The organism is Pseudomonas sp. PDM30 (genome assembly GCF_019218985.1).
Classification (GTDB): domain Bacteria; phylum Pseudomonadota; class Gammaproteobacteria; order Pseudomonadales; family Pseudomonadaceae; genus Aquipseudomonas; species Aquipseudomonas jessenii.
This window is the reverse complement of sequence record NZ_JAHUWM010000004.1, coordinates 396,542-420,721: the sequence shown is the minus strand read 5'-3', so window position 1 is coordinate 420,721 and position 24,180 is coordinate 396,542. Positions and strand designations below refer to the sequence as shown.

25 protein-coding genes are annotated in these 24,180 nt (G+C 60.3%); 11 read left to right on the top strand and 14 right to left on the bottom strand.

From position 1 onward, the window contains the following. Positions 1 to 101: 101 nt before the first annotated feature. The 4 genes from KW840_RS12450 to KW840_RS12435 form a co-directional block, all read right to left on the bottom strand. Positions 102 to 374, bottom strand: coding sequence for an oxidative damage protection protein (locus KW840_RS12450; protein WP_057397205.1), 273 nt, complete (start codon positions 372 to 374; stop codon positions 102 to 104). Next, entirely contained in the window at positions 371 to 1,438 is a 1,068-nt protein-coding gene (gene mutY, locus KW840_RS12445) for an A/G-specific adenine glycosylase (protein WP_057712416.1), read from the bottom strand. The genes KW840_RS12450 and mutY overlap by 4 nt, the downstream gene beginning before the upstream one ends. Further along, positions 1,435 to 3,666, bottom strand: coding sequence for an AsmA family protein (locus tag KW840_RS12440; RefSeq protein ID WP_218495280.1), 2,232 nt, complete (start codon positions 3,664 to 3,666; stop codon positions 1,435 to 1,437). Before KW840_RS12440 ends, mutY begins: the two co-directional genes overlap by 4 nt. Before the next feature lie 78 nt (positions 3,667 to 3,744). Beyond that, complete coding sequence (locus KW840_RS12435) at positions 3,745 to 4,149, bottom strand: acetyl-CoA sensor PanZ family protein (RefSeq protein ID WP_057712414.1); 405 nt, start codon at positions 4,147 to 4,149, stop codon at positions 3,745 to 3,747. A gap of 229 nt (positions 4,150 to 4,378) precedes the next feature. Between KW840_RS12435 and KW840_RS12430 the strand changes: the two genes are divergently transcribed. From KW840_RS12430 to KW840_RS12400, 7 genes are all read left to right on the top strand, one after another. After that, on the top strand, positions 4,379 to 6,043 hold the full coding sequence (locus KW840_RS12430; protein WP_154861220.1) for an OFA family MFS transporter: 1,665 nt from the start codon (positions 4,379 to 4,381) through the stop codon (positions 6,041 to 6,043). A 268-nt stretch (positions 6,044 to 6,311) separates the two neighbouring features. Continuing rightward, positions 6,312 to 6,905: an imidazoleglycerol-phosphate dehydratase HisB gene (gene hisB, locus KW840_RS12425; protein WP_003218037.1), complete on the top strand. Its 594-nt coding sequence runs from the start codon at positions 6,312 to 6,314 to the stop codon at positions 6,903 to 6,905. Continuing rightward, on the top strand, positions 6,905 to 7,543 hold the full coding sequence (gene hisH / locus KW840_RS12420) for an imidazole glycerol phosphate synthase subunit HisH (RefSeq protein WP_057712412.1): 639 nt from the start codon (positions 6,905 to 6,907) through the stop codon (positions 7,541 to 7,543). The genes hisB and hisH overlap by 1 nt, the downstream gene beginning before the upstream one ends. Beyond that, a complete protein-coding gene (locus KW840_RS12415; RefSeq protein WP_150812003.1) occupies positions 7,544 to 7,801 on the top strand; it encodes a DUF2164 domain-containing protein in 258 nt (85 codons plus the stop codon). A 42-nt stretch (positions 7,802 to 7,843) separates the two neighbouring features. Then, positions 7,844 to 8,581 carry a 1-(5-phosphoribosyl)-5-[(5-phosphoribosylamino)methylideneamino]imidazole-4-carboxamide isomerase gene (gene hisA, locus KW840_RS12410; RefSeq protein ID WP_027617356.1) on the top strand — a complete coding sequence of 246 codons (738 nt, stop codon included), beginning with the start codon at positions 7,844 to 7,846 and terminating at the stop codon, positions 8,579 to 8,581. Positions 8,582 to 8,590: 9 nt separating this feature from the next. Beyond that, on the top strand, positions 8,591 to 9,361 hold the full coding sequence (gene hisF, locus KW840_RS12405) for an imidazole glycerol phosphate synthase subunit HisF (protein ID WP_007972752.1): 771 nt from the start codon (positions 8,591 to 8,593) through the stop codon (positions 9,359 to 9,361). A gap of 78 nt (positions 9,362 to 9,439) precedes the next feature. After that, positions 9,440 to 10,195 carry an ABC transporter substrate-binding protein gene (locus KW840_RS12400; RefSeq protein ID WP_090452595.1) on the top strand — a complete coding sequence of 252 codons (756 nt, stop codon included), beginning with the start codon at positions 9,440 to 9,442 and terminating at the stop codon, positions 10,193 to 10,195. Between the two features lie 148 nt (positions 10,196 to 10,343). Here the strand turns inward: KW840_RS12400 and KW840_RS12395 are convergent, their stop codons facing one another. The 4 genes from KW840_RS12395 to gpmI all read right to left on the bottom strand — a co-directional run bounded on the left by KW840_RS12395 (position 10,344) and on the right by gpmI (position 15,554). Then, positions 10,344 to 11,120, bottom strand: coding sequence for a divergent polysaccharide deacetylase family protein (locus KW840_RS12395; protein WP_218495279.1), 777 nt, complete (start codon positions 11,118 to 11,120; stop codon positions 10,344 to 10,346). A gap of 1 nt (position 11,121) precedes the next feature. Next, entirely contained in the window at positions 11,122 to 12,441 is a 1,320-nt protein-coding gene (locus tag KW840_RS12390; protein WP_057712409.1) for a S41 family peptidase, read from the bottom strand. Between the two features lie 34 nt (positions 12,442 to 12,475). Beyond that, positions 12,476 to 13,771, bottom strand: coding sequence for a murein hydrolase activator EnvC (locus KW840_RS12385; protein ID WP_057712408.1), 1,296 nt, complete (start codon positions 13,769 to 13,771; stop codon positions 12,476 to 12,478). A 253-nt stretch (positions 13,772 to 14,024) separates the two neighbouring features. Next, the gene (gene gpmI, locus KW840_RS12380; protein ID WP_090452598.1) at positions 14,025 to 15,554 is read right to left on the bottom strand and encodes a 2,3-bisphosphoglycerate-independent phosphoglycerate mutase; all 1,530 of its coding nucleotides are present in this window, start codon (positions 15,552 to 15,554) and stop codon (positions 14,025 to 14,027) included. Positions 15,555 to 15,707: 153 nt separating this feature from the next. Here gpmI and KW840_RS12375 point away from each other — a divergent pair, with 153 nt between their 5' ends. From KW840_RS12375 to secB, 3 genes are read left to right on the top strand one after another with little or no spacing between them, the layout of a single operon-like run. Further along, on the top strand, positions 15,708 to 16,121 hold the full coding sequence (locus tag KW840_RS12375; RefSeq protein ID WP_008047735.1) for a rhodanese-like domain-containing protein: 414 nt from the start codon (positions 15,708 to 15,710) through the stop codon (positions 16,119 to 16,121). 1 nt (position 16,122) lies between these two features. Continuing rightward, positions 16,123 to 16,377: a glutaredoxin 3 gene (gene grxC, locus KW840_RS12370; protein WP_008047737.1), complete on the top strand. Its 255-nt coding sequence runs from the start codon at positions 16,123 to 16,125 to the stop codon at positions 16,375 to 16,377. A gap of 56 nt (positions 16,378 to 16,433) precedes the next feature. Continuing rightward, entirely contained in the window at positions 16,434 to 16,919 is a 486-nt protein-coding gene (gene secB / locus KW840_RS12365; RefSeq protein ID WP_057397192.1) for a protein-export chaperone SecB, read from the top strand. 116 nt (positions 16,920 to 17,035) lie between these two features. On the opposite strand, the gene trmL is transcribed toward secB, so the two are convergent. Then, positions 17,036 to 17,491, bottom strand: coding sequence for a tRNA (uridine(34)/cytosine(34)/5-carboxymethylaminomethyluridine(34)-2'-O)-methyltransferase TrmL (trmL, locus tag KW840_RS12360; RefSeq protein WP_090452600.1), 456 nt, complete (start codon positions 17,489 to 17,491; stop codon positions 17,036 to 17,038). On the opposite strand from trmL, the gene KW840_RS12355 reads away from it, so the two are divergent. Beyond that, a complete protein-coding gene (locus KW840_RS12355) occupies positions 17,490 to 17,930 on the top strand; it encodes a hypothetical protein (RefSeq protein WP_218495278.1) in 441 nt (146 codons plus the stop codon). The genes trmL and KW840_RS12355 overlap by 2 nt on opposite strands. Before the next feature lie 556 nt (positions 17,931 to 18,486). Here KW840_RS12355 and ntrC read toward each other — a convergent pair. From ntrC to glnA, 5 genes are all read right to left on the bottom strand, one after another. Then, positions 18,487 to 19,923: a nitrogen regulation protein NR(I) gene (gene ntrC / locus KW840_RS12350; protein ID WP_046040882.1), complete on the bottom strand. Its 1,437-nt coding sequence runs from the start codon at positions 19,921 to 19,923 to the stop codon at positions 18,487 to 18,489. After that, positions 19,920 to 21,005: a nitrogen regulation protein NR(II) gene (gene glnL / locus KW840_RS12345; protein WP_057712404.1), complete on the bottom strand. Its 1,086-nt coding sequence runs from the start codon at positions 21,003 to 21,005 to the stop codon at positions 19,920 to 19,922. The genes ntrC and glnL overlap by 4 nt, the downstream gene beginning before the upstream one ends. A 227-nt stretch (positions 21,006 to 21,232) precedes the next feature. After that, positions 21,233 to 21,853: a DUF4124 domain-containing protein gene (locus tag KW840_RS12340; RefSeq protein ID WP_218495277.1), complete on the bottom strand. Its 621-nt coding sequence runs from the start codon at positions 21,851 to 21,853 to the stop codon at positions 21,233 to 21,235. Continuing rightward, positions 21,850 to 22,377, bottom strand: a complete 528-nt coding sequence (locus KW840_RS12335) for a DUF4124 domain-containing protein (RefSeq protein ID WP_218495276.1) — start codon at positions 22,375 to 22,377, stop codon at positions 21,850 to 21,852. The genes KW840_RS12340 and KW840_RS12335 overlap by 4 nt, the downstream gene beginning before the upstream one ends. A 298-nt stretch (positions 22,378 to 22,675) precedes the next feature. Further along, the gene (glnA, locus tag KW840_RS12330) at positions 22,676 to 24,082 is read right to left on the bottom strand and encodes a type I glutamate--ammonia ligase (RefSeq protein ID WP_008002929.1); all 1,407 of its coding nucleotides are present in this window, start codon (positions 24,080 to 24,082) and stop codon (positions 22,676 to 22,678) included. Positions 24,083 to 24,180: the final 98 nt, after the last annotated feature.

The window sequence follows — 24,180 nt, the reverse complement described above, 5'->3', positions numbered from 1 at the left end:
CGGGGCGCATTAAACGGGTTTTTCAGGGGGTCGTCAAGCAAGTTTTCAAAAAAATTTTAATTATTACCGTCGCTTACGTTCCGACCCCCGATAAATCGGGGTTATTCCGACGGCGGCACGTAGCCTTCGGCCTTGGCGTAATCCTCGCCGGAGAAGTACTTGTCCATCTCGCCCTGAAGATATTTGCGATCTTCGGCGTTCATCATGTTCAGGCGTTTTTCGTTGATCAGCAGGGTCTGGTGCTTTTGCCAATCTGCCCAGGCCTTGGCCGAGACGTGGTCAAAAATGTCCTGGCCTTTGGCGCCCGGGAACGGTGCGCGCTCCAGGGCAGGCAATTCTTCTTTGTACTTGCGGCACATGATGGTGCGGGTCATGACGACTCTCCTGCGTTCAATACGGCGGCCGCGCGTTCGAGCAATGTTTTGACCGGGGCGGCAAGGCCCAGGCGCGGCGGGGTGGCGAGGTTATACCAGAGCCAGTCAGCCTCGGCCACGTGATGGCCGCTCTCCTGGACCTGAACCAGCCAGGGTTCGATGGATAACTGAAAATGGCTGAAGGTGTGCACCAGGCTTGGCAATGCCTGTTGTGTGCCCAGTTCCAGCGAGTGCTGCGATGCCAGGTGCGGCAGGTCATCGAGGTCGTCGAGTTCCGGCAGGCTCCACAAACCGCCCCACAGGCCCGTGGACGGGCGACGGTAAAGCAGGATCGCGCCTTCGGCGTTGGCGAGCATCGGCATCAGCGTGCGCTTCTGCGGGATGGCTTTGCGCGGCTTGGGGATCGGGTAGCGGGTTTCCAGGCCGAGCATGTGCGCCTCGCAGCCCTTTTCCAGCGGGCACAGCAGGCAACTCGGTTTGCTGCGGGTACAGAGCGTCGCCCCCAGGTCCATCATCGCTTGGGTGTAGGCGTTGACGCGGGTCTGCGGCGTAAAGCGCTCAGCGTTGGCCCAGAGCTGTTTGGCGACCTTCGGCTCGCCGGGGTAGCCCTCTTGCGCGGTAAATCGCGCCAGCACCCGTTTGACGTTGCCATCGAGGATCGGCGCGCGCAGGCCCATGCTGATGCTGGCAATGGCGCCGGCGGTGGACAGGCCGATCCCCGGCAGATCAGTGAGTTTTTCCACGTCCCGGGGAAATTCGCCGCCGTACTGCTCGACGACGATCTTCGCGGTCTTCTGCAAATTGCGCGCGCGGGTGTAGTAACCAAGGCCCGTCCACAGGTGCAGCACTTCGTCTTCCGGCGCGCACGCCAGCGCCTGGACCGTCGGCAACGAGGCCATGAAGCGGTCGAAGTAGTTCAGCACGGTGCTGACCTGGGTCTGCTGCAACATGATTTCCGAGACCCACACCCGATACGGGTTGATGTCCTGCTGCCAGGGCAAATCGTGACGGCCGTGGCGGTCGAACCAGTCCAGCACCGCCGTTGAAAACTGCTCGGCTCTCATCGCTTGAACATTTCCTTGAGCGCGTCTTTCAGTTTCGGGTCGACTTTGTCGCCCCATTTCTCCTCGATTTTTTCGCTGATCCTGTCGCCAGCCTGTTTGGCCGCGACCTGGCCCATGCGGTCGTTATCCAAACGGCAAGCCTTGGCGCCCAGCTCCAGCGGGCCGCGGCAGCGCAGCGGCCACTCGATGCCGACAAACTTGTCGCCCACCTGGCAAGCAGGGTCCGGCATGGCGCTGGTATCGCCTTCGACGATGATGCCGACGCGGTAGTCCATGCCCAACACTCGCAGATCGATGTCACCGTCACCGTTGACGGTCATGCCCGGGATGCGCACTTTCAGGTCCGGGTTGCTGGCCACGCCGTTACGCAAGGTCAGGTTGCCCTTGAGCTCCTGGAACGGTGTGTCCTTGCCCCGGGGCTCGCCGCTGAGGGTTTTGCGGTTGAGCGTGGCGATGCCTTTGCACAGCTGTTGCTCAAGGTTGGCGTTGAGCAGCACGCCATTGTTGATGACGAAACTGGCATTGCCGTTGAGGGTATCGATCAACGCTTTCTGGCTGTTGCCGCTGCCGGTCAGGCTGCTGTTGAGCGTGACCAGGCCTTTGACGGGCGGGTTCTTGCCTTGGCTTTCGAGGATTTTTTCCGCCGGTACCCGGCTGATCTTCGTCTGCAGTTTCAGCGCCGGCACTGGCTGGCGCACATCGAGCGTGCCGGTGGTTTCGAAGTTGCCCTCGTACAGATCGCCGCGCAGGTTGGCCAGTGTCAGCAGGCCGCCCTGACCGATGGCCTTGAGCGCAGCGTTATGAATCGGCAATTTTTGCAGGGTCAACTGGCCGAAGGTCAGGTCGGCGTCCACATCGAGCTTGCTCAAGCGTTCCACGGGCAACAGGCGGTCGCTGCTCCAGGCGTCCTTGGTCGGCGCGGGTGGCAACGGAGTGCTGCCGGCGCCGGCCATGGCATCGGCTTCGGTGCTGGCGACTTCGGCCTGGCGCACTTGTGTCGCGCTATTGGCCTCGGCGGATTTCGGCGGCAGGTAGCGGTCGACGTTGAAGGTGTCGGCCTTGAGTGCTGCGCGCAGCGATTGCTTGGCGAAATCTTCGACGGCAATGCGGCCGCTGAAGGTGCTGTCGTCGACTTTCAGGTTGATGTTGTCGAGCGCCAGGCTGGTGGGTGTTGCTGCCAAACGGCTGACCAGTTCGACCTTGCTCAGGCTGCCTTCGGCCATGGCGGGGAGTTTCTGGCCGATGCTATCGACGAATTTCGCCAAGTCGAACTGGGCGATCGAGATGCCGCCACTGACTTGTGGAGTCTTGTCGAGGTCGTTGACTTTCAGTTCACCCAGTGCCCGCAGCTGGTTGGCGGAGATCTTGATGCCGGTCCACTCGGCGACATTGGCGGCCTTGTCCAGCACCAGCTGGCCCTGGGCGGAGAACGTCATGGTCTTGCCTTGCAGCGGGTCGCCGGTCACTTCACCGGACAATTTCATGTCTTCGAGCTGATAGCGCTGCAGCGCGCGTGCGATACGCACCTCACCATTGAGCTCGGTTCGAACCCGCAGTGCCGGCTGGTTGGCGGACAGGAAAGCCGTGAGCTTGAGCGGAATGTTGACGGAGTCGTGAACCGCACCGGTGCTCAACTGAATACTTTCGGCGCTGAAGCTCTTGCCGGTTCGTTCGTCGGTGTACTCGACCCGTGCGTTGTTCACGGTCAGGCTGTCGATGTCCAGGCGGATCGGCTGAGGCGGTTTTTCCGCCGCGACGCTGGCTTCGGGCGCCGGTTCGCCAGCGGCTGGCGGGGTGCTGGTCGCGCCGGTGTTGGCCGGTGCCGGCAGCTTGCCGACGTCTTCCCAATTGCCGTGGCCGTCCTTGTCACGGTTCAGGCGCAGGTTCAGGCCCTCGACACGTACGTCGCTCATCTGCACTTCACGGCGCAGCAGCGGCAGTACGCGTACCGACAGGCCTAGCATCTGCAAGTCGGCAAACGGTTCGGTCGGTTTGACCATGGTCGCGACGCTGGCGTCGTGCAGTTCCAGGCCCAGCCACGGGAACAGGCTCCAGCCGATATCGCCATTGAGCGTCAGCTCGATGTGGGCCTTGTCGCGGGCAATCTGGCGGATCTCGTCTTTGTAGTCGTTGGGATCGAAGAGGTGGGTCAGGGCAAAGCCCAGCGCCACAATGATCAGCAACAGCCCGAGAAGTACCAGACCCAGGATTTTGCCGAACGCTTTCATGGGCGAGTCCTTGTAATTAGTCGAATTCAAAATTTAGCCGAGGAGTATAGCGCCCCCGAACAGGCGACCGGTCAGTGATCACGCCGGCAGCACATCCAGTGGCAGTTTCAGCTTGGCGGCCAGCGCCTGAGCCTCCAGATGCCCGGCAGGCGCCAGCAGGCGCAGGGGCATGCCCGATTGCGCGGCCATTTTCTGGGCTTCGGCAACCAGTCGCTCGGCAACACCACGGCGACGGGTAATTTTTCGAACACATATTTGGGACAAGTGCCAGGCGTCTTGGTGCCTTTGCAACCGGGCCGCGCCCAGCAGGCGATCGTTGAAGCGTCCGGCGATCAGTGTGCCGTCGCGCAAACAGTCTTCGATCAACTGCGCGGCCCCGGAAAAAGGGGCGAACAGCCAGTCCGGGGCGTCGCAGTAGATCTTCTGCAGATCCTGTCGATCCTGGGCAGTGGCTTGGTTCAGCGGCTCGACAATGATCGGCATGGTGATTCCTGTGAGGTCATGAAGCGATAGAGATCAGATGACGTACAAAAGGTGATGTCAGTTTGGTTTTTCTGTCACTTGCAAATGGTAACCTTTGCCCGTTCGTCCGTCCTTCTGCGACCTGTTGTCGCACAACAAGGTGCTCTACAAAAAACGGTCATGCCTGCGTGCATAAAGGCCGGGAGTGAGCTGTGGCTGGCGAACCATACAAATAATTGGGGGATACACAATGACCACGAGCATCACGGCGGACGGCTTCAGCGCCGACCAGCCTGCGTTCCTGTCCAAGGAGCGGATCATCGCCAAGCCCGGTTTCAACCGTTGGCTGGTGCCACCGGCCGCGTTGGCCATCCACTTGTGCATCGGCATGGCCTACGGTTTTTCGGTGTTCTGGTTGCCGCTGTCCAAGGCGCTGGGCATCTCCGCTCCAGTGGCCTGCGCACCGGACATGAGTTTTATCGCACAAGTCTTTTCGTCCCAGTGTGACTGGCCGATCTCGATGCTCGGCTGGATCTACACCCTGTTCTTCATCTTCCTGGGTTGCTCGGCCGCCATCTGGGGTGGCTGGCTGGAGCATGCCGGACCGCGCAAGGCCGGTGTCGTATCGGCACTGTGCTGGTGTGGCGGCCTGCTGATTTCGGCGCTGGGGGTGTATACCCACCAGATCTGGCTGATGTGGATCGGCTCCGGGGTCATTGGCGGTATCGGCCTGGGCCTGGGCTACATTTCGCCGGTGTCGACCCTGATCAAATGGTTCCCGGACAAGCGCGGAATGGCGACCGGCATGGCGATCATGGGCTTCGGCGGCGGCGCAATGGTCGGCGCCCCGCTGGCGGCGGCTCTGATGGGGCATTTCGCCTCGCCAACCAGCGTCGGCGTCTGGCAGAGCTTCCTGGTGATGGCCGCGATCTACTTCGTGTTCATGATCGGTGGCGCACTGTCCTACCGCGTTCCGCCAACCGGCTGGAAGCCGGAAGGCTGGACGGCCCCGGCGAAAAAAGCCTCGAACGCGATGATCACTCATCGTCATGTTCACGTGAATGTGGCCTGGAAGACGCCGCAGTTCCGTCTGGTGTGGCTGGTGCTGTGTCTGAACGTATCGGCTGGAATCGGCATCCTCGGCATGGCGTCGCCGCTGTTGCAGGAAGTGTTCGCTGGCAAGTTGCTGGGCAATGACCTGGCGTTCGGCCAACTCGACGCTTCGCAACTGGCTTCGATCGCCGCCATCGCTGCCGGCTTCACCGGTTTGCTCAGCCTGTTCAACATCGGTGGGCGCTTCTTCTGGGCTTCGTTCTCGGATTACCTGGGCCGCAAAAACACTTACTTCGTGTTCTTCGCCCTGGGCTTTGCCCTGTACGGACTGATTCCGAACCTGGGTCACCTGGGCAGCATCGCGCTGTTCGTGGCGGCGTTCTGCATCATCCTGTCGATGTATGGCGGTGGCTTCGCGACTGTTCCGGCGTATCTGGCGGACCTGTTCGGTACGCAAATGGTCGGTGCGATTCACGGTCGTCTGCTGACGGCGTGGGCTGCTGCCGGTGTGCTCGGTCCGGTGCTGGTGAACTATCTGCGTGAATATCAACTGAGCATCGGCGTCGAGCGTGCGGCGGCTTACGACATCACCCTGTACATCCTCGCCGGCCTGCTGGTGCTGGGTTTCCTGTGCAACCTGCTGGTGCGTCCGGTGGCGGACAAGTACTTCATGACTGACGCCGAACTGGCCGCCGAACAGGCGCTGGGCCATGACAAAGGCGCCGACAGCAGCACCGTGCTGGAGTGGAAAGCCGCGCCGGGCACCAAGCCGCTGGCGGTTGCGGCGTGGCTGGTGGTGGGCATTCCGCTGGCGTGGGGTGTCTGGGTGACCTTGCAGAAGACGGCGGTGCTGTTTCACTAACACCAGTTTCAACCCGAAACCTGTGGGAGCGAGCTTGCTCGCGATAGCGGTCTGACAGTCAGCAAAAATGTTGAATGTGATGGCCCTATCGCGAGCAAGCTCGCTCCCACATTTTGTTTTGTGGTGTGCCAAATGGCTTGTATGGACATGTACATCGCCGGCACCCCCGAATTCACTCCGTCAGGGATATCACCTCTCGTGTTTCTGTTTCGGCCCCGCACGCCTATAATGGCTGCCTTTTTCGCCCAATGATTTTGCGGAGCTGGTGATGGCCGAACGTAAGGCGTCTGTCGAGCGCGACACTCTGGAAACCCAGATCAAAGCCTCGATCAACCTCGATGGCACCGGAAAGGCCCGATTCGATATCGGTGTTCCTTTTCTTGAGCACATGCTGGACCAGATCGCCCGTCACGGGCTGATCGACCTGGATATTGTCAGCAAGGGCGACCTGCATATCGATGACCACCACACGGTGGAAGACGTCGGTATCACCCTCGGCCAGGCGTTTGCCAAAGCCATCGGCGACAAAAAAGGCATCCGTCGCTACGGCCACGCCTACGTGCCGCTCGATGAAGCGCTGTCGCGGGTTGTGATCGACTTCTCCGGCCGTCCAGGCCTGCAGATGCATGTTCCGTACACCCGCGCCACCGTCGGCGGCTTCGACGTTGACCTGTTCCAGGAATTCTTCCAGGGCTTCGTCAACCATGCATTGGTCAGCCTGCACATCGACAACCTGCGTGGCACCAACACCCACCACCAGATCGAAACCGTGTTCAAGGCTTTCGGCCGCGCTCTGCGCATGGCCGTCGAGCTCGATGACCGCATGGCCGGGCAAATGCCATCGACCAAGGGCGTCCTGTAATGCAGACAGTCGCGGTTATCGATTACGGCATGGGCAACCTGCACTCGGTGGCCAAGGCCCTCGAGCACGTCGGTGCCGGCAAGGTGCTGATCACCAGTGATGCCAACGTGATTCGCGAAGCCGACCGGGTGGTTTTCCCCGGCGTCGGCGCGATTCGCGATTGCATGGCGGAGATCCGTCGCCTCGGCTTCGATTCGCTGGTGCGTGAAGTCAGCCAGGACCGGCCGTTCCTTGGCATCTGCGTGGGCATGCAAGCCTTGCTCGACACCAGCGAAGAGAACGATGGTGTCGACTGCATCGGCCTGTTCCCGGGCGCGGTCAAGTTCTTCGGCAAAGACCTGCATGAAGACGGGGAACACCTGAAAGTCCCGCACATGGGCTGGAACGAAGTGAAGCAGAAGGTCAGTCACCCGCTGTGGCACGACATTCCGGACCTGGCGCGGTTCTACTTCGTGCACAGCTACTACATCGCTGCCGCCAACGCGCGGCAGGTGGTGGGTGGCGGTCACTACGGTGTCGATTTCGCCGCAGCGCTGGCCGAAGGCTCGCGTTTCGCCGTGCAGTTCCACCCGGAGAAAAGCCATACCCATGGCCTGCAGTTGCTGCAGAACTTCGCTGCGTGGGACGGTCGCTGGTAAATGGCCGTCAAGAAGAAGCCGCCGATTCTGACCCTCACTCCCGAACAGGAGAGCGAGGCCACCAGCAAGATCAAGCGTTTCATGGAAGACCGCTTCGAACTCGACCTCGGCTCGTTCGAGGCGGCGGAGATTCTTGAGCTGTTTACCCGTGAAATTGCTCCGCACTATTACAACAGGGCGATTTTCGATGTGCAGGCGCACCTCAAAGAGAGGTTCGAAAGCATCGAAAGCGACCTGTGGGCGCTCGAGAAAAACTGATTTCCGAGCCAAGCTGAACATTCGAATTTGAAGGTTTGCCAGATGCTGATTATTCCCGCTATCGATCTTAAAGACGGTGCCTGTGTTCGTCTGCGCCAGGGCCGCATGGAAGATTCCACAGTGTTCTCCGATGACCCGGTGAGCATGGCTGCCAAGTGGGTGGAGGGCGGTTGCCGTCGTCTGCATCTGGTCGACCTGAACGGCGCCTTCGAAGGCCAGCCGGTCAACGGCGAAGTGGTCACTGCCATCGCCAAGCGTTATCCGAACCTGCCGATCCAGATCGGCGGCGGTATCCGCTCCCTGGAAACCATCGAACACTACGTGAAAGCGGGCGTTAGCTACGTGATCATTGGCACCAAGGCCGTGAAAGATCCGGCCTTTGTTGCAGAAGCCTGCCGCGCGTTCCCGGGCAAAATCATCGTGGGTCTGGATGCCAAAGACGGTTTTGTCGCCACTGACGGCTGGGCTGAAATCAGCACCATCCAGGTGATCGACCTGGCCAAGCAGTTTGAAGCCGACGGCGTGTCTTCGATCGTTTATACCGACATCGCCAAAGACGGCATGATGCAGGGCTGCAACGTACCGTTCACCGCGGCACTGGCTGCTGCAACAAAGATCCCGGTGATCGCTTCCGGCGGCATCCACAACCTGGGTGACATCAAGACCCTGCTCGACGCCAAGGCGCCAGGCATCATCGGTGCGATCACAGGCCGTGCGATCTACGAAGGCACCCTCGATGTCGCTGAAGCGCAAGCTTTCTGCGATTCATACAAAGGCTGAGGACTGATCATGGCGCTGGCCAAACGCATCATCCCTTGCCTGGACGTGGACAACGGCCGGGTGGTCAAGGGTGTGAAATTCGAAAACATCCGCGACGCCGGTGACCCGGTGGAAATTGCTCGTCGCTACGACGAGCAGGGCGCCGACGAGATTACCTTTCTCGACATCACCGCCAGCGTCGATGGCCGCGACACCACGCTGCACACCGTCGAGCGCATGGCCAGCCAGGTGTTCATCCCGCTGACCGTGGGCGGCGGCGTGCGCACCGTGCAGGACATCCGCAACCTGCTCAATGCCGGCGCGGACAAGGTCTCGATAAACACCGCCGCAGTGTTCAACCCGGAATTTGTCGGCGAAGCCGCGCAGCATTTCGGTTCGCAATGCATCGTGGTGGCTATCGACGCGAAGAAGGTTTCCGGACCGGGCGAAACCCCGCGCTGGGAAATCTTCACCCATGGCGGTCGCAAACCAACCGGTCTCGACGCCGTTGAGTGGGCGAAGAAAATGGAAGGCCTGGGTGCCGGCGAAATCCTGCTGACCAGCATGGATCAGGACGGCATGAAAAACGGCTTTGACCTGGGCGTCACCCGCGCCATCAGTGATGCACTGGGCATTCCGGTGATCGCCTCCGGCGGTGTCGGTAACCTGCAACACCTGGCCGACGGCATTATCGAAGGCCACGCCAGCGCGGTACTGGCGGCGAGTATTTTCCACTTCGGCGAATACACCGTGCAGGAAGCCAAGGCCTATATGGCCCATCGCGGAATCGTGATGCGTTAAACAAACCGGTACAGGCCAGTGGACACCATGGCGTACCCAAGGCACTCTTGGGTACGCCATGGATTTCGGTAGCCAGACATGCTTAAACGCTTTCTTCTCGTCCTTGCCAGCGCTTCTCTGTTGTTGATCAATGGAGCAAACGCTAAAGACAGTCCCGATACCGACTTGGTGTTGCTGACGGAAAACTTCCCGCCGTACAACATGGCGAAGAACGGCAAGAACTTCGCTCAGGACGAGAACATCGATGGCATCGCCACCGATATCGTCCGCGAGATATTCAAGCGCGCCGACATTACCTACAGCCTGACGCTGCGTTTCCCTTGGGAGCGAATCTACAAACTCACCCTGGAAAAACCCGGTTACGGCGTATTCGTCATGGCGCGCCTGCCCGATCGCGAAAAACTCTTCAAATGGGTCGGCCCGATTGGCCCGGACGACTGGATCATGCTGGCCAAGGCTGACAGCAAGATCACCCTCGAAACCTTGAATGACGCGCGCAAATACAAGATCGGCGCCTACAAGGGCGACGCCATTGCCGAGACGCTGGCCAAGCAGGGACTCAATCCGATTGTTGTACTGCGCGACCAGGACAACGCGAAAAAACTGGTCAACGGGCAGATCGACCTGTGGGCCACTGGTGACCCGGCCGGGCGCTATCTGGCGCGCCAGGAAGGGGTTAACGGGTTGAAAACCGTGTTGCGTTTCAACAGTGCCGAACTGTACCTGGCACTGAACAAGGACGTGCCGGACGAGACGGTTGCCAAGCTCCAGGCGGCGCTGGATCAGATGCGCAAGGAAGGTCGGGTGGACGAGATAATGGCGCAGTATCTGTAGGATTCAATACCAACCCGTTAGCCATGCCCGGACCACTGTGGGAGCGAGCTTGCTCGCGATGACGGTCTGCCAGTCGATAGAGATGTTGAATTTGATGGCGCCATCGCGAGCAAGCTCGCTCCCACAGTAGTTTTGTGGTGCCGCAGACTCAGCGGTACACCCCATCCTTGCCATGCGCCGCCGTCGCCCGGTTTCCGCGCACGCTGATCATCTGCCGGATATCAATCCACTCGATCCCCTGAGCCTTGAGCTTGGGTAGTTCGCGTTCCAGTACCGCCAGCGTCTGTGGATACGGATGCCCGATCATCACCGCCGAACCCTGCTTGTGCGCGAGGCTGATCGCGGTCTGCAACTGGGTCAAAATCGCTGCTTCGGTACGCTCATCGTCGAGAAATACATCCCGTGAAACGCTCGCCAAACCGATCTTCTGCGCTTGGGCAGCGGCTACGGTCAGCGCGCTGGTGCGGCTGTCGACAAAGAACTTGTGCCGTCGCTGCAAGGCCGCCATCAGCCAGGCCATGGCCGTTGGTTGTGCGGTCATGCGGCTGCCCATGTGGTTGTTGATGCCGCTGGTGTACGGGACCATTTTGAACGCGGCGTTCAGGCGTTTTTCCAGCTCATCGACGGGCAGCTCGGGATGCCAGGCGAACGGTCCGGTGGCCGGATCCATGGGCATGTGCAGAATGACGATCTTGCCGGCGCGATGGGCTTCGCGGGCGAATTCGGTGGCGTGGGGTGTATCGGGCATGATCGCCGCAGTCACCGGGCCGGGCAGGGCCAGCACGCGGCGATCCCGGGGCAGGTTCTGCCCCAGGTCATCGATGATCAGGCTCAGGTAGGCTTTGTGGGACGTCGATCCGGCGGGTTCTGCATGAACAACACCCGCCAGACAACACAGCAGACCGATCAGCAACCGCAGAAACATCTCAACGGCCGGACGTGATGCTCAGCCCTTTGAGCAGGCTCAGGGCCTGGGCCAGTTGGTAATCATCGTCCTGCGGCATCGGCTTGGCTTTGCCGCTGGAACCGGTCGGTTTGTCGACACCGCCGTTGCCGTTGCCCAGGTGACCCTGCAAGTCCGCTTCCTTGAAGTAATCGCTGTCCTGCTCGCTGGTGATCTTGGCCTTGCGCACTTCGATGTCCGGGACGATGCCCTGGGCCTGGATGGAGCGGCCGTTCGGCGTGTAATACAACGCTGTGGTGATCTTCAATGCGCGTTCATTGTTCAGCGGCAGCACGGTTTGCACCGAGCCCTTGCCGAAACTGGTGGTGCCCATCAGCACGGCGCGTTTCTGGTCCTGCAGGGCGCCGGCGACAATTTCCGAAGCCGAGGCGCTGCCGCCGTTGATCAACACGACCATTGGCACGGCTTCGCTTTCGTCCTTGCCGGTGGCAGAGAAACGCAGCTCGGAGTTGGCGATACGGCCCTTGGTGTAAACGATCAGACCCTTGGTGATGAAGTGGTCGACCACTTCCACCGCCGCCTGCAACACCCCGCCCGGGTTGTTGCGCAGGTCGAGAATGATGCCCTTGAGCTTCTTGCCGTTGTCTTTGCGCAGCTTGGCCAGGGCTTTGGAAACCTCTTCACCGGTCTTGACCTGGAACTGGGTGATGCGGATGTAGCCGTAGCCCGACTCCAGCAGCTGGCTCTTCACGCTCTTGACCTGGATGACGGCGCGGGTCAGGGTCACGTCGAACGGCGTGCCGCCATCGCGCACCAGAGTCAGGGTGATTTTCTGGCCGATCTTGCCGCGCATCTTGTCCACGGCTTCGGTCATGCTCTGGCCGCGAGTCGGCTGGCCGTCGATCTTGACGATGAAGTCGCCGGCCTGAATACCGGCCTTGGAGGCCGGAGTGTCGTCAATCGGCGACACCACCTTGATGAAGCCGTCTTCGGCGCCGACTTCAATGCCCAGGCCACCGAATTCACCGCTGGTGCTTTCCTGCAGCTCGGCGAAATCTTCAGGGCCCAGGTAGGCGGAATGCGGATCGAGGTTGCTGAGCATGCCCTTGATGGCGTTTTCCAGCAGGGTCTTGTCGTCCACCGGTTCGACATAAGCGGCCTTGATCCGGTCCATCACCTCGGCAAAGGTGCGCAACTCATCCAGCGGCAGCGGCGCCTTGGTGGTCGCGGCAGTGCCCGCAGGCGCAACCACCGGCGCTGGTTGAGCGGCAAACGCCAGAGGCGCGCCGATCACCAGGGCGATCGTCAGGGCCAGCGAGGTAAGGCGGGACAAATGCAGCATGTCGAACGAACTCCTAATGTAGGTGACTCTACGCCTATCCTTGCGCGTGGCACCATTGCGCAGGGTCACTCGGGTGACCCTGCTGACGAATTGCGAAATACAGCGCTGGTGTGTCCTGCCCGCCACTGCTACCGACAGTGGAAATAGGCTCACCGGCTTTTACAACGTCACCGGCAGACTTGAGCAGCGTCTGGTTGTGACCGTACAGACTCAAATAACCATTGCCGTGGTCGAGGATCACCAGCAGCCCGGCGCCGCGCAACCAGTCGGCGAACACCACGCGACCACCGTGTACGGCACGCACCGCACTGCCGGCAGACGCGCCGATCATCACGCCATCCCACTTGGTCCGGGCATCGTCGCCTCGGCTTTCACCGTAGCGCGCGAGCAGTCGACCATCGACAGGCCAGGGAAGTTTGCCGCGGGTTGACGCAAACGGACCGCCAAAGGTTTCGCCGGAACTGGAAACCAGTGCGCCAGGTGTCGATCTGACCGGTTTGCGTGGGGCATCGTCGCTGGCATCTGCCTGCGCCTGGGCCTCACGTAAACGCTTTTTTTCGGCTTCCTGCTGGGCAATCAGCGCTTTTTGTCGCGCTTCTTCTGCCTCACGGGCCTGGCGTGCCAGAGTTTCTTCAATGGTTTTAAGGACTTTAGACAGGTCTGCCTGATCCTGCTCGCGCGCCGCCAGTTTCTGATCGCGGGCCTTTACGTCGTCATTGAGCTTGGCCAGGACTTGCTGGCGCTCCTTGCGGACTTTCTCGAGCTCATCACGCTGGGTGTCGAGGCTGCTTTGCTGCACCAGCAGTTGCGCCTGTTGCATGGCGATGTCTTTCTCGACATTGGACAGCTGGCGAAGGGTTTCGTTGAAATTCTTCAACTGCTCCAGGCGAGCCTGGCTCAGGTAATCGTAATAGGTAAGGGTACGGGCAAATCTTTCAGGATTCTGCTGGTTGAGCAGCAGCTTGAGGTACTCCTGGCGACCGTTCTGGTAGGCCGCCCGGGCCTGAATGGCGATCAGTCGTTGCTGTTCAATGCGCGCGCTCTGGAGTTTTTTTTTCTCTGCATCGAGTCGCTGCAGCTCGGCTTCGCTTTTCTTCAGCTCTTTTTGCAGGGCTTCGACCTGCTTCTCGAGCTTGCCCATTTCGGTTTCGGTGCCCTTGAGCTCTTTCTGCACACCGGACTTTTCTTCCTGGAGCTTGCCCAGCAGCTTCTTCAGCTCGGCAATGTCCTGACGCGTGGCGTCCAACTGTTGTTGGGTATCTGCGCGCTCGTCAGCAAAGGCCGGTTGGAGCAGGCATGTCAGAGCTAGGGCTATCAGGACGCGAAGCATAGGGGCGGGCGGCACCAGGGAAAGGGACGGCCTAGTATGCCCGCCATGGGCAGCAAAAAAAATGCCCATTTCTGACTGTGTGATGACTGGAGCGAGCGACAGACTGAATTCCATTTCGAAAACTCCATAAACCATTGTGGGAGCGAGCTTGCTCGCGATGGCGTCCGATCATTCAACATAGATGTTGGCTGTCAGATTGCTATCGCGAGCAAGCTCGCTCCCACAGGGTTTTTCAGTGTTCGGGATATCCCGGTTACACCAGAATCGAAGTCCCGGTCATTTCCTTGGGCTGCTCAAGGCCCAGCAACTTCAGCATGGTCGGCGCCACGTCCGCCAGCACGCCGCCTTCGCGCACCTTCAGGTCGCGCTTGCCGACATAGATGAACGGTACCGGCTCGGTGGTGTGCGCAGTGTGCGCCTGGCCGGTGGTTTCATCGGACATTTGCTCGACGTTGCCATGGTCAGCTGTGATCAAGGCTTCGCCGCCGACTTTTTCCAGGGCATCGACGATGCGACCCACGCACAGGTCCAGGCATTCAACGGCCTTGACCGCCGCTTCGAACACGCCGCTGTGGCCAACCATGTCGCCGTTGGCGTAGTTGACCACGATCACGTCGTAACGCTGGTTTTCGATGGCGTCGACGATGCGGTCGGTGACTTCCGGTGCACTCATTTCCGGCTGCAAGTCATAGGTGGCGACTTTTGGCGACGGAATCAGGATGCGTTCTTCGCCCGGGAACGGTTCTTCGCGGCCGCCGGAGAAGAAGAAGGTCACGTGGGCATATTTTTCGGTTTCGGCGATGCGCAGTTGGGTCTTGCCGTTTTTCGCCAGGTAATCGCCCAGTACGTTTTCCAGGCTGCCGGCCGCGAAAGCCGACGGCGCAGGAATGCTGGCGGCGTATTGGGTCAGCATGACGAAACCGGCCAGTTTCGGCTGGCGGGCGCGCTCGAACTCACTGAAGTCGTCTTCGACGAACACGCGGGTCAGCTCGCGGGCACGGTCGGCGCGGAAGTTCATGAACACCACGGCATCACCGTCTTCGACTTTTACCGGCTCACCGATGGAGGTGGCCTTGACGAATTCGTCGCTCTCGCCACGTTCGTATGCCGCCTGCAGGCCTTCCTGGGCGGTGGCGGCGTTGAATTCGCCCTGGCCATCGACAATCAGGTTGTAGGCCTGGGACACGCGGTCCCAACGGTTGTCGCGGTCCATGGCGTAGTAGCGGCCGATGATGCTGGCGATCCGGCCTTTGCCCAGGGCCTGGAAGGTCGCGTCGAGCAGTTCGATCGACGACTGCGCGCTTTTCGGCGGAGTATCGCGGCCGTCGAGGAAAGCGTGCAGGTAGATGTTTTGAGCGCCGCGCTTGAAGGCCAGTTCGGCCATGGCAACCAGGTGATCCTGGTGGCTGTGTACGCCGCCATCGGACAGCAGGCCCATGAAGTGCACGGCTTTGCCGGCGGCGACCGCTTTGTCCACGGCAGCGCAGATGGTCGGATTCTCGAAGAACTCGCCGTCGCGGATCGATTTGGTGACGCGAGTGAAGTCCTGATACACCACGCGACCGGCGCCCAGGTTCATGTGGCCGACTTCGGAGTTGCCCATCTGGCCGTCCGGCAGGCCGACGTCCATGCCGCTGCCCGAGATCAGGCCGTTCGGCACGGTGGCCCACAGGCGGTCCAGTACGGGCTTCTTCGCGGCGAAGATAGCGTTGGATTCAGGGCTGTCACTGTGACCGAAGCCGTCGAGAATCATCAGGACCAAAGGTTTAGGCGTGGTAGTCATGGAATCCACTCGTGGCTGAGATAAAAAGGAGCAATGGAAAAGGGAGTGGCAGTTTAAAGCGAAGTTCCGGCCGCGTCACCGCCGGACGGGGTTTGGCCCACCATAGTGGCTGTGTATACTGGCCGACATTTTAACGCCCTGGAACCTCCTTCGATGGTTGCTAACCTGATTCAATTTGCCACTAACCACTACATTCTCGTCGGTATTTTCGTCGTACTGCTGGCGTTGCTGATTGCCTATCAAATGCAGGGCGGTGGCCGTAGCCTGAGCACCGGCGAACTGACCGGGCTGGTCAACAAGGACGCAGGCGTAGTGATCGACATTCGTCCGACCAAGGATTTCGCCGCCGGTCACATTGTCGGCGCGCTGAACATCCCTCAGGACAAACTGACCGCACGTGTAGGTGAGCTGGAAAAGCACAAGGCCAAGACCATCATCCTGGTCGACGCCATGGGCCAGACCGCCGGCACCCACGCCCGCGAATTGATGAAGTCCGGCTTCACCGCCGCCAAGCTGTCCGGCGGTATCTCCAGCTGGAAAGCCGACAATCTGCCGCTGGTGAAGTGATATGAGTAGCGTCGTCGTCTATTCCAGCGATTACTGCCCTTACTGCTCGCGAGCCAAGTACCTGCTCGAGAACAAAGGTGTGGCCTTCGAAGAGATCAAGGTCGATGGCAAGCCGCAGGTGCGCGCTGCGATGGCCCAGAAGGCCGGGCGTACGTCCGTGCCGCAAATCTGGATCGGCAGCACCCACGTGGGCGGTTGTGATGATCTGTTCGCCCTGGAGCGTGCCGGCAAGCTCGACGCGCTGCTCAGGGCCTGACGGCAATACCCCAAACAAGCAAACCTAAAAGAACCCTGGATCAAGAAGGATCTGCGATGACTGACCAACAGAACACTGCTGCGAACGAAGAAGAAACTGCACCGCAATTCTCCTTGCAGCGCATTTATGTGCGTGACCTGTCCTTCGAAGCTCCGAAAAGCCCGGCGATCTTCCGCCAGCAGTGGGAGCCGAGCGTCGCTCTGGATCTGAACACCCGTCAGAAGACGCTGGAAGCCGACTTCCACGAAGTCGTGCTGACCCTGTCGGTTACCGTGAAAAACGGTGACGAAGTGGCGTTCATCGCTGAAGTGCAACAGGCCGGGATCTTCCTGATCAAGAACCTGGATGACGCTTCGATGAGCCACACCCTGGGTGCGTTCTGCCCGAACATCCTGTTCCCGTACGCTCGCGAAACCCTGGATAGCCTGGTGACCCGCGGTTCGTTCCCGGCACTGATGCTGGCTCCGGTGAACTTCGATGCGCTGTACGCGCAAGAGCTGCAACGCATGCAGGCTGCTGGCGAGACTCCGACCGTTCAGTAAAAGCGTATCAATACTGTGGGAGCGAGCTTGCTCGCGATGAGGTCACCAGCTTCAACATCCGTGTTGACTGATGCACCGCCATCGCGAGCAAGCTCGCTCCCACATTTTTTTGGATGTTATTTGAAGTCGTTCTGGCGCCAGGCTTCGTAAACGGCCACCGCCACGGTATTGGACAGATTCAGGCTGCGGCAGCCCTCGCGCATCGGCAGGCGCAGGCGTTGCTCGCCGGGCAGGGCATCCAGCACTTCGGCGGGCAAGCCACGGCTTTCCGGGCCGAACAGGAATGCGTCGCCCGGGGCGAAGCTGGCATCATGGAACGGCCGCGAACCCTTGGTGGTGAAGGCGAACAGTCGTGGATGGCCGAGGCTCTCCAGGCAGCTGGCAAGGTCCGCGTGGCGTTGCAGGGTGGCATACTCGTGGTAATCGAGGCCGGCCCGGCGCAGGCGCTTGTCGTCCATCTCGAAGCCCAGCGGTTCGATCAAATGCAGGTGGCAGCCACTGTTGGCGCACAGCCTGATAACGTTGCCGGTATTCGGCGGAATTTCTGGTTGGAAAAGGATGACGTGAAACATGCACGGCTCCGAAGGCAAAGATGACGCGCATTCTACGCCGCCAGAAGGCGTGCGTTCGAAACTATTCCTGCGGGTAATGGGCTCGCTGGCGATTGTCGGGGTGATGGTCGGGATGATGATCGGTCGCCTGACCACGCCAGACCCCAGTCAGCTGCAGCAGGTGGAAGTGACGAACGACGGGCTGGTGGTGTGGTTCAACAATGAACCCAAGACCCACGGCGAAATTGTGGACGGCAGTGTCGCGCTGCTGTTTGGCGCCGAGGGCAAGACGCAGAAAGGTCAGCTCAAGCTCGGCGGCAAGGACGTGAACTGGCGGGTACGTTTGAGCGATGGGGGGTTGTTGCTGACACTGGTAGCGGCCCGGCCCCTGCGGGGCGAATGGGTCGGTAGCGAGGTTGATGACCGCTGGCGGCTGGAGATCCATCTCCGGGAGCAATAAAAGAGGGAATCCCCGGCCTGCCTGTACCAAGGTTCCCGAAACGGGAGGCTCGTCGCGAGTGCGGTGTGAGCCTGGTGTAAAGAAGGAACCCCTGACCTGCCTGTATCAAGGGCCCCAAAACGGCTGGGCTCGTCGCGGGTGCGGTGTGAGCCCGATGTAAAGAGGGGAATCCCCGGCCTGCCTGTACCAAGGTCCCCGAAACCGGGTAGGTGAACTGATTCACTTGAAAGGGTTATTGCAGGGGGCATGCCAGGTTTTAACAGCTTGGAACAAAAAAACGCTTTGAAGCGCTGAAAGCCCCGAGATCCGGGGCTTTTGTGTTTTTGGGTGGCGGGTAGTATCGAGTTTTATGGCGAGGTTTCAGGACAGTGGTTGTGCGCGATTGCGGTTCACGGTGCATTCAGTCGGTGCATTGATGGCTCTAAAAGCATCGCGAGCAAGCTCGCTCCCACAGGGTTCGATGGTGTCTGCACGATCGTGAAAACACCGAAAATCCACTGTAGGAGCGAGCTTGCTCGCGATTGGGCCTAAAGATCAGCGAAGTACTAAAGGCTGTTTAGCCCTCATCCCCCTCATCATCATCCCCGCCATCAACCTTCATCCCCAATTCCTTGATCTTGCGGGTCAGGGTGTTGCGTCCCCAACCCAGCAAGACGGCGGCATCGCGGCGGCGACCGGCGGTGTGCTTGAGGGCGGTCTCGATCATAATCCGCTCGAAGGCCGGTACGGCGCTGTCGAGCAGGCTTGACTGACCACGGGCCAGCGCCTGGTCGGCCCACTGGCGCAGGGCCTGCTCCCAGTTGGTCACGGGCGCCGAGTCCTGAGGCAGGCTCAGCAGCTCCGGCGGCAGGTCGCCGATGTGCACTTCGCGACCCGAAGCCATCACCGTGATCCAGCGGCAGGTATTCTCCAGCTGACGCACGTTACCGGGCCATGGCAAGTTCTTCAGGTATTCCTCGGTTTCGCTTTTCAGCAGCTTCGGTTCGACTGCCAGTTCCTGGGCAGCGCGGCCGAGGAAGTGCTTGGCCAGGGTCGGGATATCTTCGCGGCGATCCGACAGGCGCGGGATATGGATGCGGATCACGTTGAGGCGATGGAACAAGTCCTCACGGAATTTCCCGGCATGCACCAGGGTTTCCAGATTCTGGTGAGTCGCGGCGATGATGCGCACATCGACCTTCACCGGCACATGACCGCCGACGCGGTAGAACTCGCCGTCGGCCAGTACCCGTAGCAAGCGGGTCTGGGTGTCAGCGGGCATGTCACCGATTTCGTCGAGGAACAGCGTACCGCCGTCGGCTTGCTCGAAACGCCCGCGACGCAGGTTGGCCGCGCCCGTGAACGCGCCTTTCTCGTGGCCGAACAGTTCGGATTCCATCAGGTCTTTGGGGATCGCCGCCATGTTCAGCGCAATGAACGGCGAAGCGGCGCGCGGGCTGTGGCGATGCAGGGCGTGGGCCACCAGTTCTTTACCGGTACCGGATTCGCCGTTGATCAGCACGGTGATGTTGGAGTGGCTCAAGCGTCCGATGGCGCGAAACACTTCCTGCATCGCCGGCGCTTCGCCGATGATTTCCGGGGTGCGGGTCAGGGTCGGGGCAACTTCCAGGCCTTGTTGTTCCTGAGCGTGCTGGTTGGCGCGCTTGACCAGGGAAACCGCCTCGTCGACATCGAACGGCTTGGGCAGGTACTCGAAGGCGCCGCCCTGATAGGACGCGACAGCGCTGTCCAGATCGGAGTGCGCGGTCATGATGATCACTGGCAGCCGCGGGTGCTGTTCGCGAATCCGCGCCAGAAGCTCCAGACCGCTGGCGCCGGGCATGCGGATGTCGGAAATGATCACGTCCGGCTGCTGGCGCGCCAGACGGCTCATCACGCCATCGGCGCTGTCGAAGCTTTGCGTGGTCATGCCTTCCTGTTGCAAGGCTTTTTCCAGGACCCAACGGATAGAACGGTCGTCATCGACGATCCACACGGTTTCACTACGGCTCATGTCGATGTGGCTCCTTGTTCCAGTGGCAGAAAGATCGAGAAGGTGGTGTGGCCGGGGTGGCTGTCACATTCGATCAGGCCCTGGTGCTGGCTGATGATGTTCTGGGTAATGGCCAGGCCCAGCCCGGTACCGTCCGGGCGACCGCTGACCATGGGGAAGAAAATGGTTTCCTGAAGTTCTGCCGGGATGCCCGGACCGTTGTCGATGATTTCGATCTTGGTCACCAGACGATGGCGCACGTGGCCGATGGTGAACTGGCGCATGGCGCGGGTGCGCAGGCTGATGCGCCCCAGGCGCAGTTCGTTCTGGCTGCTGATGGCCTGCATCGCATTGCGCACGATGTTCAGCACGGCCTGAATCATTTGTTCGCGATCGATCAGGACGTCGGGGATGCTTGGATCGTAGTCGCGCACCAAGGTGATGCAGCCCTGGCTTTCAGCCTCCACCAGATGGCAGACACGCTCAAGCACTTCATGGACATTGCACATGGCCAGCGACGGCAGCTTGTTGGAGCCGAGCATGCGATCCACCAGATTACGCAGGCGGTCGGCTTCTTCGATGATGACGTTGGTGTAGTCGCGCAGGCTCTCTTCCGGCAGTTCCCGGGCCAGCAATTGTGCCGCGCCGCGAATCCCGCCCAAGGGGTTCTTGATTTCATGGGCAAGGCCGCGCACCAGCATCTTGCTGGTTTCCTGTTTCGACAGTTGTGCTTCTTCTTTGGTGATCCGCAGCAGGCGGTCACGGGGGTGGACTTCGAGCAGCAGCATCGTGTCGCCGTTGCTCAGAATCGGTGTTACCGCGTAGTCGACGGTCAGGGTCTGGCCGGTGAGGGCGGTGAGCATGGCTTCGCGCTTGGTGAACGGGTGCGCCTGTTCGACGGCCTGGCGCAACGAGTTCAGCGCTTCAGTCGATTCGGTAAACAACTCACTGATGAACTGCCCATGGCTGCGCTGACCGCTGATGGCCAGCAGCATCTCCGCCGCCGGGTTCATGTACTCGAGGCGCAGTTCGGCGTCGAGCAGGATGGTGGCAGTGGTGAGGTTGTCGAGTAGCAAACGGTGGAGTGCGTCGCTAATGGTCATCGGGACCTCTTTTAGGGCAGAGCGTGCGTAAAAAAATGCAGATACGGGCAAAATGCAAAAACCAAACCAAGGCTCCGAAAAGAAGCGTTCAGCGCCTGAAACAGGCGTTTGACGCTCGTTTACGTGGCGTTCTGCCAGCTATTGCGGGTACTTTCGAACCAAAATGGGTTGGAGCGTGAGTACGGCGCAAACAATTGCACCAATATAGTGCGTAAGCCTGGACGAGGTTAAAAAAGTCTCAAGAAAGGATTTTTTTCTTCGCCTGGTCTGTCGCTGAGCGGGCATTCCGGCCGCTGGCCGTAGTCTTCGAGAGTGCAGGGTTTGATCCTGCGCTTCTGGGCGAGAGACGTGCGCTGCATGTGGAAAGGTTGGTTGGCGGTGCGTTCGACGATGCGCCCCTGTTCGTCGAGGATTTCCACGGACAGGGTATGGCTGCCGCGATCGATGTTGCTCAGCGGGAACACCGGGCTCAGGCCAGGTTCGGCGGTGGGCTGGCCGTCGAGCAGCAACCGGTAGTGGTGACCGGGTTGCAGGGCCGGTTCGTTGGTGGCGCTGACAATGACTTCGCCGGTGTTGCTGCGGATGGTTGCGTCGGGTTCCGGGATCAGGATACGCAGCACCTCATAGTGGAACAGCGCCTGTACTTCAGGACTGCTCTCGGCGATCAACAGTGCTGCGCTGGTGGGGTTGGCCGCTATTCGATTGCTCTTTGTCAGCGGTACACGCCGGGCGTCGCCGGGTTTTGGCTGGTCGGTGAAAACCCGGTTGCCCTGAGCATCGACATACATGAAGACCTCTGCCGAGGCGGGCTGGGCGATCAGGCAGGCGATCAGTAGCCAGGCCTTCAAGGTATGTGCACCCGCTGTACGGTGAATGTCACCGCAGGGCTCTGCTGCACAACGTTTTCGCCATCGATCACTTGCACGGCGAGGCGGTGTTCGCCGCGATCGATGTTCACCAGTTGCAGGATCGGCACATTGCCTGGCTGGCCGTAGGGCTGACCGTCCAGCAGCAGGCGTAACAGGTGGGGGCCTTGCAGGCGGGGCTTGATCAGTACTGTTACGGTGAACGTGCCGTTGTTGGCGCGCAGGGCTTCGGTGCTGGGCAGGCCTGTCAGCTCCAGCACTTCATAGGTTTTGTGGGGGAGTTCATTGTGAGCGGCTTCGGCTTTGGCTTCAGCAGCAGGTGCGGCTTCGCCGGAAGGCTGGCGTTCGACGCTGTTGAGGGGCGGCAAGTCGACCGGTTGGGCGCTGATGCCATCAGGCGGTTGATTGCTGTACGCGGTGGCGCCGTTGGCGTCCGTGTACTTGTAGATCTGCGCCGTGGCGGGCAGAACAACCAGCAGCAGGATGAAGAGAAAACCACGACCCATGGAATCGACCGGAAACGAAAGCGTTGGGTTGCAGCATAGGCCAGGCTGGGTGGTTATCCCAAGCTACGACACATTCGGGCATGGTTTGCGAAGGAAGTCCGGCAACCCAGATCCCCTGTGGGAGCGGGCTTGCTCGCGAAGGCGCCAGTACATTCAAGATCAATGTGTCAGACAGATTGCTTTCGCGAGCAAGCCCGCTCCCACAGGGTACTTTGTCGGCCATTGAATCGCAGGCAATAAAAAAGGCCTCCCGAAGGAGGCCTCTTTTTGTCACGCCGCGTGCCGCGGCGCTACCGGATCAGCAGCTGTAGTACAGCTCGTATTCCAGTGGGTGTACGAAGGTACGTACCTTGATTTCTTCTTCGCTTTTCAGGGCGATGTAAGCGTCGATGAAGTCGTCGCTGAAAACGCCGCCTTTGGTCAGGAACGCACGACCTTTGTCCAGCTCTTCCAGGGCTTCTTTCAGGCTGCCGCAAACTTGTGGGATCTCTTTGGCCTCTTCAGGCGGCAGGTCGTACAGGTTTTTGTCAGCGGCGTCGCCAGGGTGGATCTTGTTCTGGATGCCGTCCAGGCCAGCCATCAACAGTGCGGCGAAGCACAGGTACGGGTTGGCAGCCGGATCCGGGAAGCGTGCTTCGATACGGCGGGCTTTCGGGCTCGACACGTAAGGAATACGGATCGAAGCGGAACGGTTGCGAGCCGAGTAGGCCAGCATCACTGGAGCTTCGAAACCTGGAACCAGACGCTTGTAGGAGTTGGTCGCCGGGTTGGTGAAGCCGTTCAGGGCCTTACCGTGCTTGATGATGCCGCCGATGAAGTACAGGGCGGTGTCGGACAGGCCGGCATAGCCTTCGCCAGCGAAGGTGTTCTTGCCATCTTTCCAGATGGACATGTGTACGTGCATACCCGAGCCGTTGTCGCCGTACAGAGGCTTAGGCATGAAGGTCGCGGTGCGGCCGTAGGCATCGGCAACGTTGTGCACGACGTACTTCAGGGTTTGGGTTTCGTCGGCTTTCTTCACCAGGGTGTTGAACTTGACGCCGATTTCGTTCTGGCCGGCAGTCGCCACTTCGTGGTGGTGAACTTCGACGGTCAGGCCCATTTCTTCCAGTGCGTTGCACATGGAGGTACGGATTTCGTGGTCGTGGTCGAACGGCGGAACCGGGAAGTAGCCGCCTTTGACGCCTGGACGGTGGCCTTTGTTGCCGCCTTCGATGTCCTGGTCGGACATCCACGAACCTTGTTCAGAGTAGATCTTGAACATGGAGCCGGAAATGTCGGACTTGAACTTCACCTGGTCGAAGATGAAGAACTCTGGCTCAGGACCTGCGTATACGGTGTCACCGATAGCGGTGGCTTTCAGGTGCTCTTCGGCGCGCTTGGCGATCGCACGTGGGTCGCGGTCGTAGCCTTGCATGCTCGAAGGCTCGATGATGTCGCAGACCAGGATCAGGGTCGGTTCTTCGGTGAACGGATCCAGAACAGCGGTGGAGTCGTCCGGCATCAGGATCATGTCGGAGGCTTCGATGCCTTTCCAGCCGGCGATGGAGGAGCCGTCGAACATTTTGCCGACTTCGAAGAAGTCGTCATCCAGCGCATCGCGAGCCGGCATGGTCACGTGGTGCTGAGTGCCTTTGGTGTCCGTGAAGCGCAGATCAATCCACTTGACGTCATGATCTTTGATGAGTTGAACCGACTTCGACATAGTGTCCTCCGGGTGTATTAGGGCTGGTAGTGGATGCCCTTAAATGTTTGTGATGCCGGCGCGAATACTCTGCCAAGGCAACCTGCCTCACAAGGGAG

Excerpts from the sequence above, each read along its gene's own strand:
- KW840_RS12335 (WP_218495276.1), bottom strand. The coding sequence starts at position 22,377 with ATGGGTCGTGGTTTTCTCTTCATCCTGCTGCTGGTTGTTCTGCCCGCC.
- glnA (WP_008002929.1), bottom strand. The coding sequence starts at position 24,082 with ATGTCGAAGTCGGTTCAACTCATCAAAGATCATGACGTCAAGTGGATT.
- hisF (WP_007972752.1), top strand. The coding sequence starts at position 8,591 with ATGGCGCTGGCCAAACGCATCATCCCTTGCCTGGACGTGGACAACGGC.
- hisB (WP_003218037.1), top strand. The coding sequence starts at position 6,312 with ATGGCCGAACGTAAGGCGTCTGTCGAGCGCGACACTCTGGAAACCCAG.
- mutY (WP_057712416.1), bottom strand. The coding sequence starts at position 1,438 with ATGAGAGCCGAGCAGTTTTCAACGGCGGTGCTGGACTGGTTCGACCGC.
- KW840_RS12395 (WP_218495279.1), bottom strand. The coding sequence starts at position 11,120 with ATGTTTCTGCGGTTGCTGATCGGTCTGCTGTGTTGTCTGGCGGGTGTT.
- KW840_RS12440 (WP_218495280.1), bottom strand. The coding sequence starts at position 3,666 with ATGAAAGCGTTCGGCAAAATCCTGGGTCTGGTACTTCTCGGGCTGTTG.
- grxC (WP_008047737.1), top strand. The coding sequence starts at position 16,123 with ATGAGTAGCGTCGTCGTCTATTCCAGCGATTACTGCCCTTACTGCTCG.
- secB (WP_057397192.1), top strand. The coding sequence starts at position 16,434 with ATGACTGACCAACAGAACACTGCTGCGAACGAAGAAGAAACTGCACCG.
- KW840_RS12385 (WP_057712408.1), bottom strand. The coding sequence starts at position 13,771 with ATGCTTCGCGTCCTGATAGCCCTAGCTCTGACATGCCTGCTCCAACCG.
- hisH (WP_057712412.1), top strand. The coding sequence starts at position 6,905 with ATGCAGACAGTCGCGGTTATCGATTACGGCATGGGCAACCTGCACTCG.
- hisA (WP_027617356.1), top strand. The coding sequence starts at position 7,844 with ATGCTGATTATTCCCGCTATCGATCTTAAAGACGGTGCCTGTGTTCGT.
- trmL (WP_090452600.1), bottom strand. The coding sequence starts at position 17,491 with ATGTTTCACGTCATCCTTTTCCAACCAGAAATTCCGCCGAATACCGGC.
- KW840_RS12450 (WP_057397205.1), bottom strand. The coding sequence starts at position 374 with ATGACCCGCACCATCATGTGCCGCAAGTACAAAGAAGAATTGCCTGCC.
- KW840_RS12430 (WP_154861220.1), top strand. The coding sequence starts at position 4,379 with ATGACCACGAGCATCACGGCGGACGGCTTCAGCGCCGACCAGCCTGCG.
- KW840_RS12435 (WP_057712414.1), bottom strand. The coding sequence starts at position 4,149 with ATGCCGATCATTGTCGAGCCGCTGAACCAAGCCACTGCCCAGGATCGA.
- ntrC (WP_046040882.1), bottom strand. The coding sequence starts at position 19,923 with ATGAGCCGTAGTGAAACCGTGTGGATCGTCGATGACGACCGTTCTATC.
- KW840_RS12390 (WP_057712409.1), bottom strand. The coding sequence starts at position 12,441 with ATGCTGCATTTGTCCCGCCTTACCTCGCTGGCCCTGACGATCGCCCTG.
- KW840_RS12375 (WP_008047735.1), top strand. The coding sequence starts at position 15,708 with ATGGTTGCTAACCTGATTCAATTTGCCACTAACCACTACATTCTCGTC.
- KW840_RS12400 (WP_090452595.1), top strand. The coding sequence starts at position 9,440 with ATGCTTAAACGCTTTCTTCTCGTCCTTGCCAGCGCTTCTCTGTTGTTG.
- KW840_RS12355 (WP_218495278.1), top strand. The coding sequence starts at position 17,490 with ATGCACGGCTCCGAAGGCAAAGATGACGCGCATTCTACGCCGCCAGAA.
- gpmI (WP_090452598.1), bottom strand. The coding sequence starts at position 15,554 with ATGACTACCACGCCTAAACCTTTGGTCCTGATGATTCTCGACGGCTTC.
- KW840_RS12415 (WP_150812003.1), top strand. The coding sequence starts at position 7,544 with ATGGCCGTCAAGAAGAAGCCGCCGATTCTGACCCTCACTCCCGAACAG.
- glnL (WP_057712404.1), bottom strand. The coding sequence starts at position 21,005 with ATGACCATTAGCGACGCACTCCACCGTTTGCTACTCGACAACCTCACC.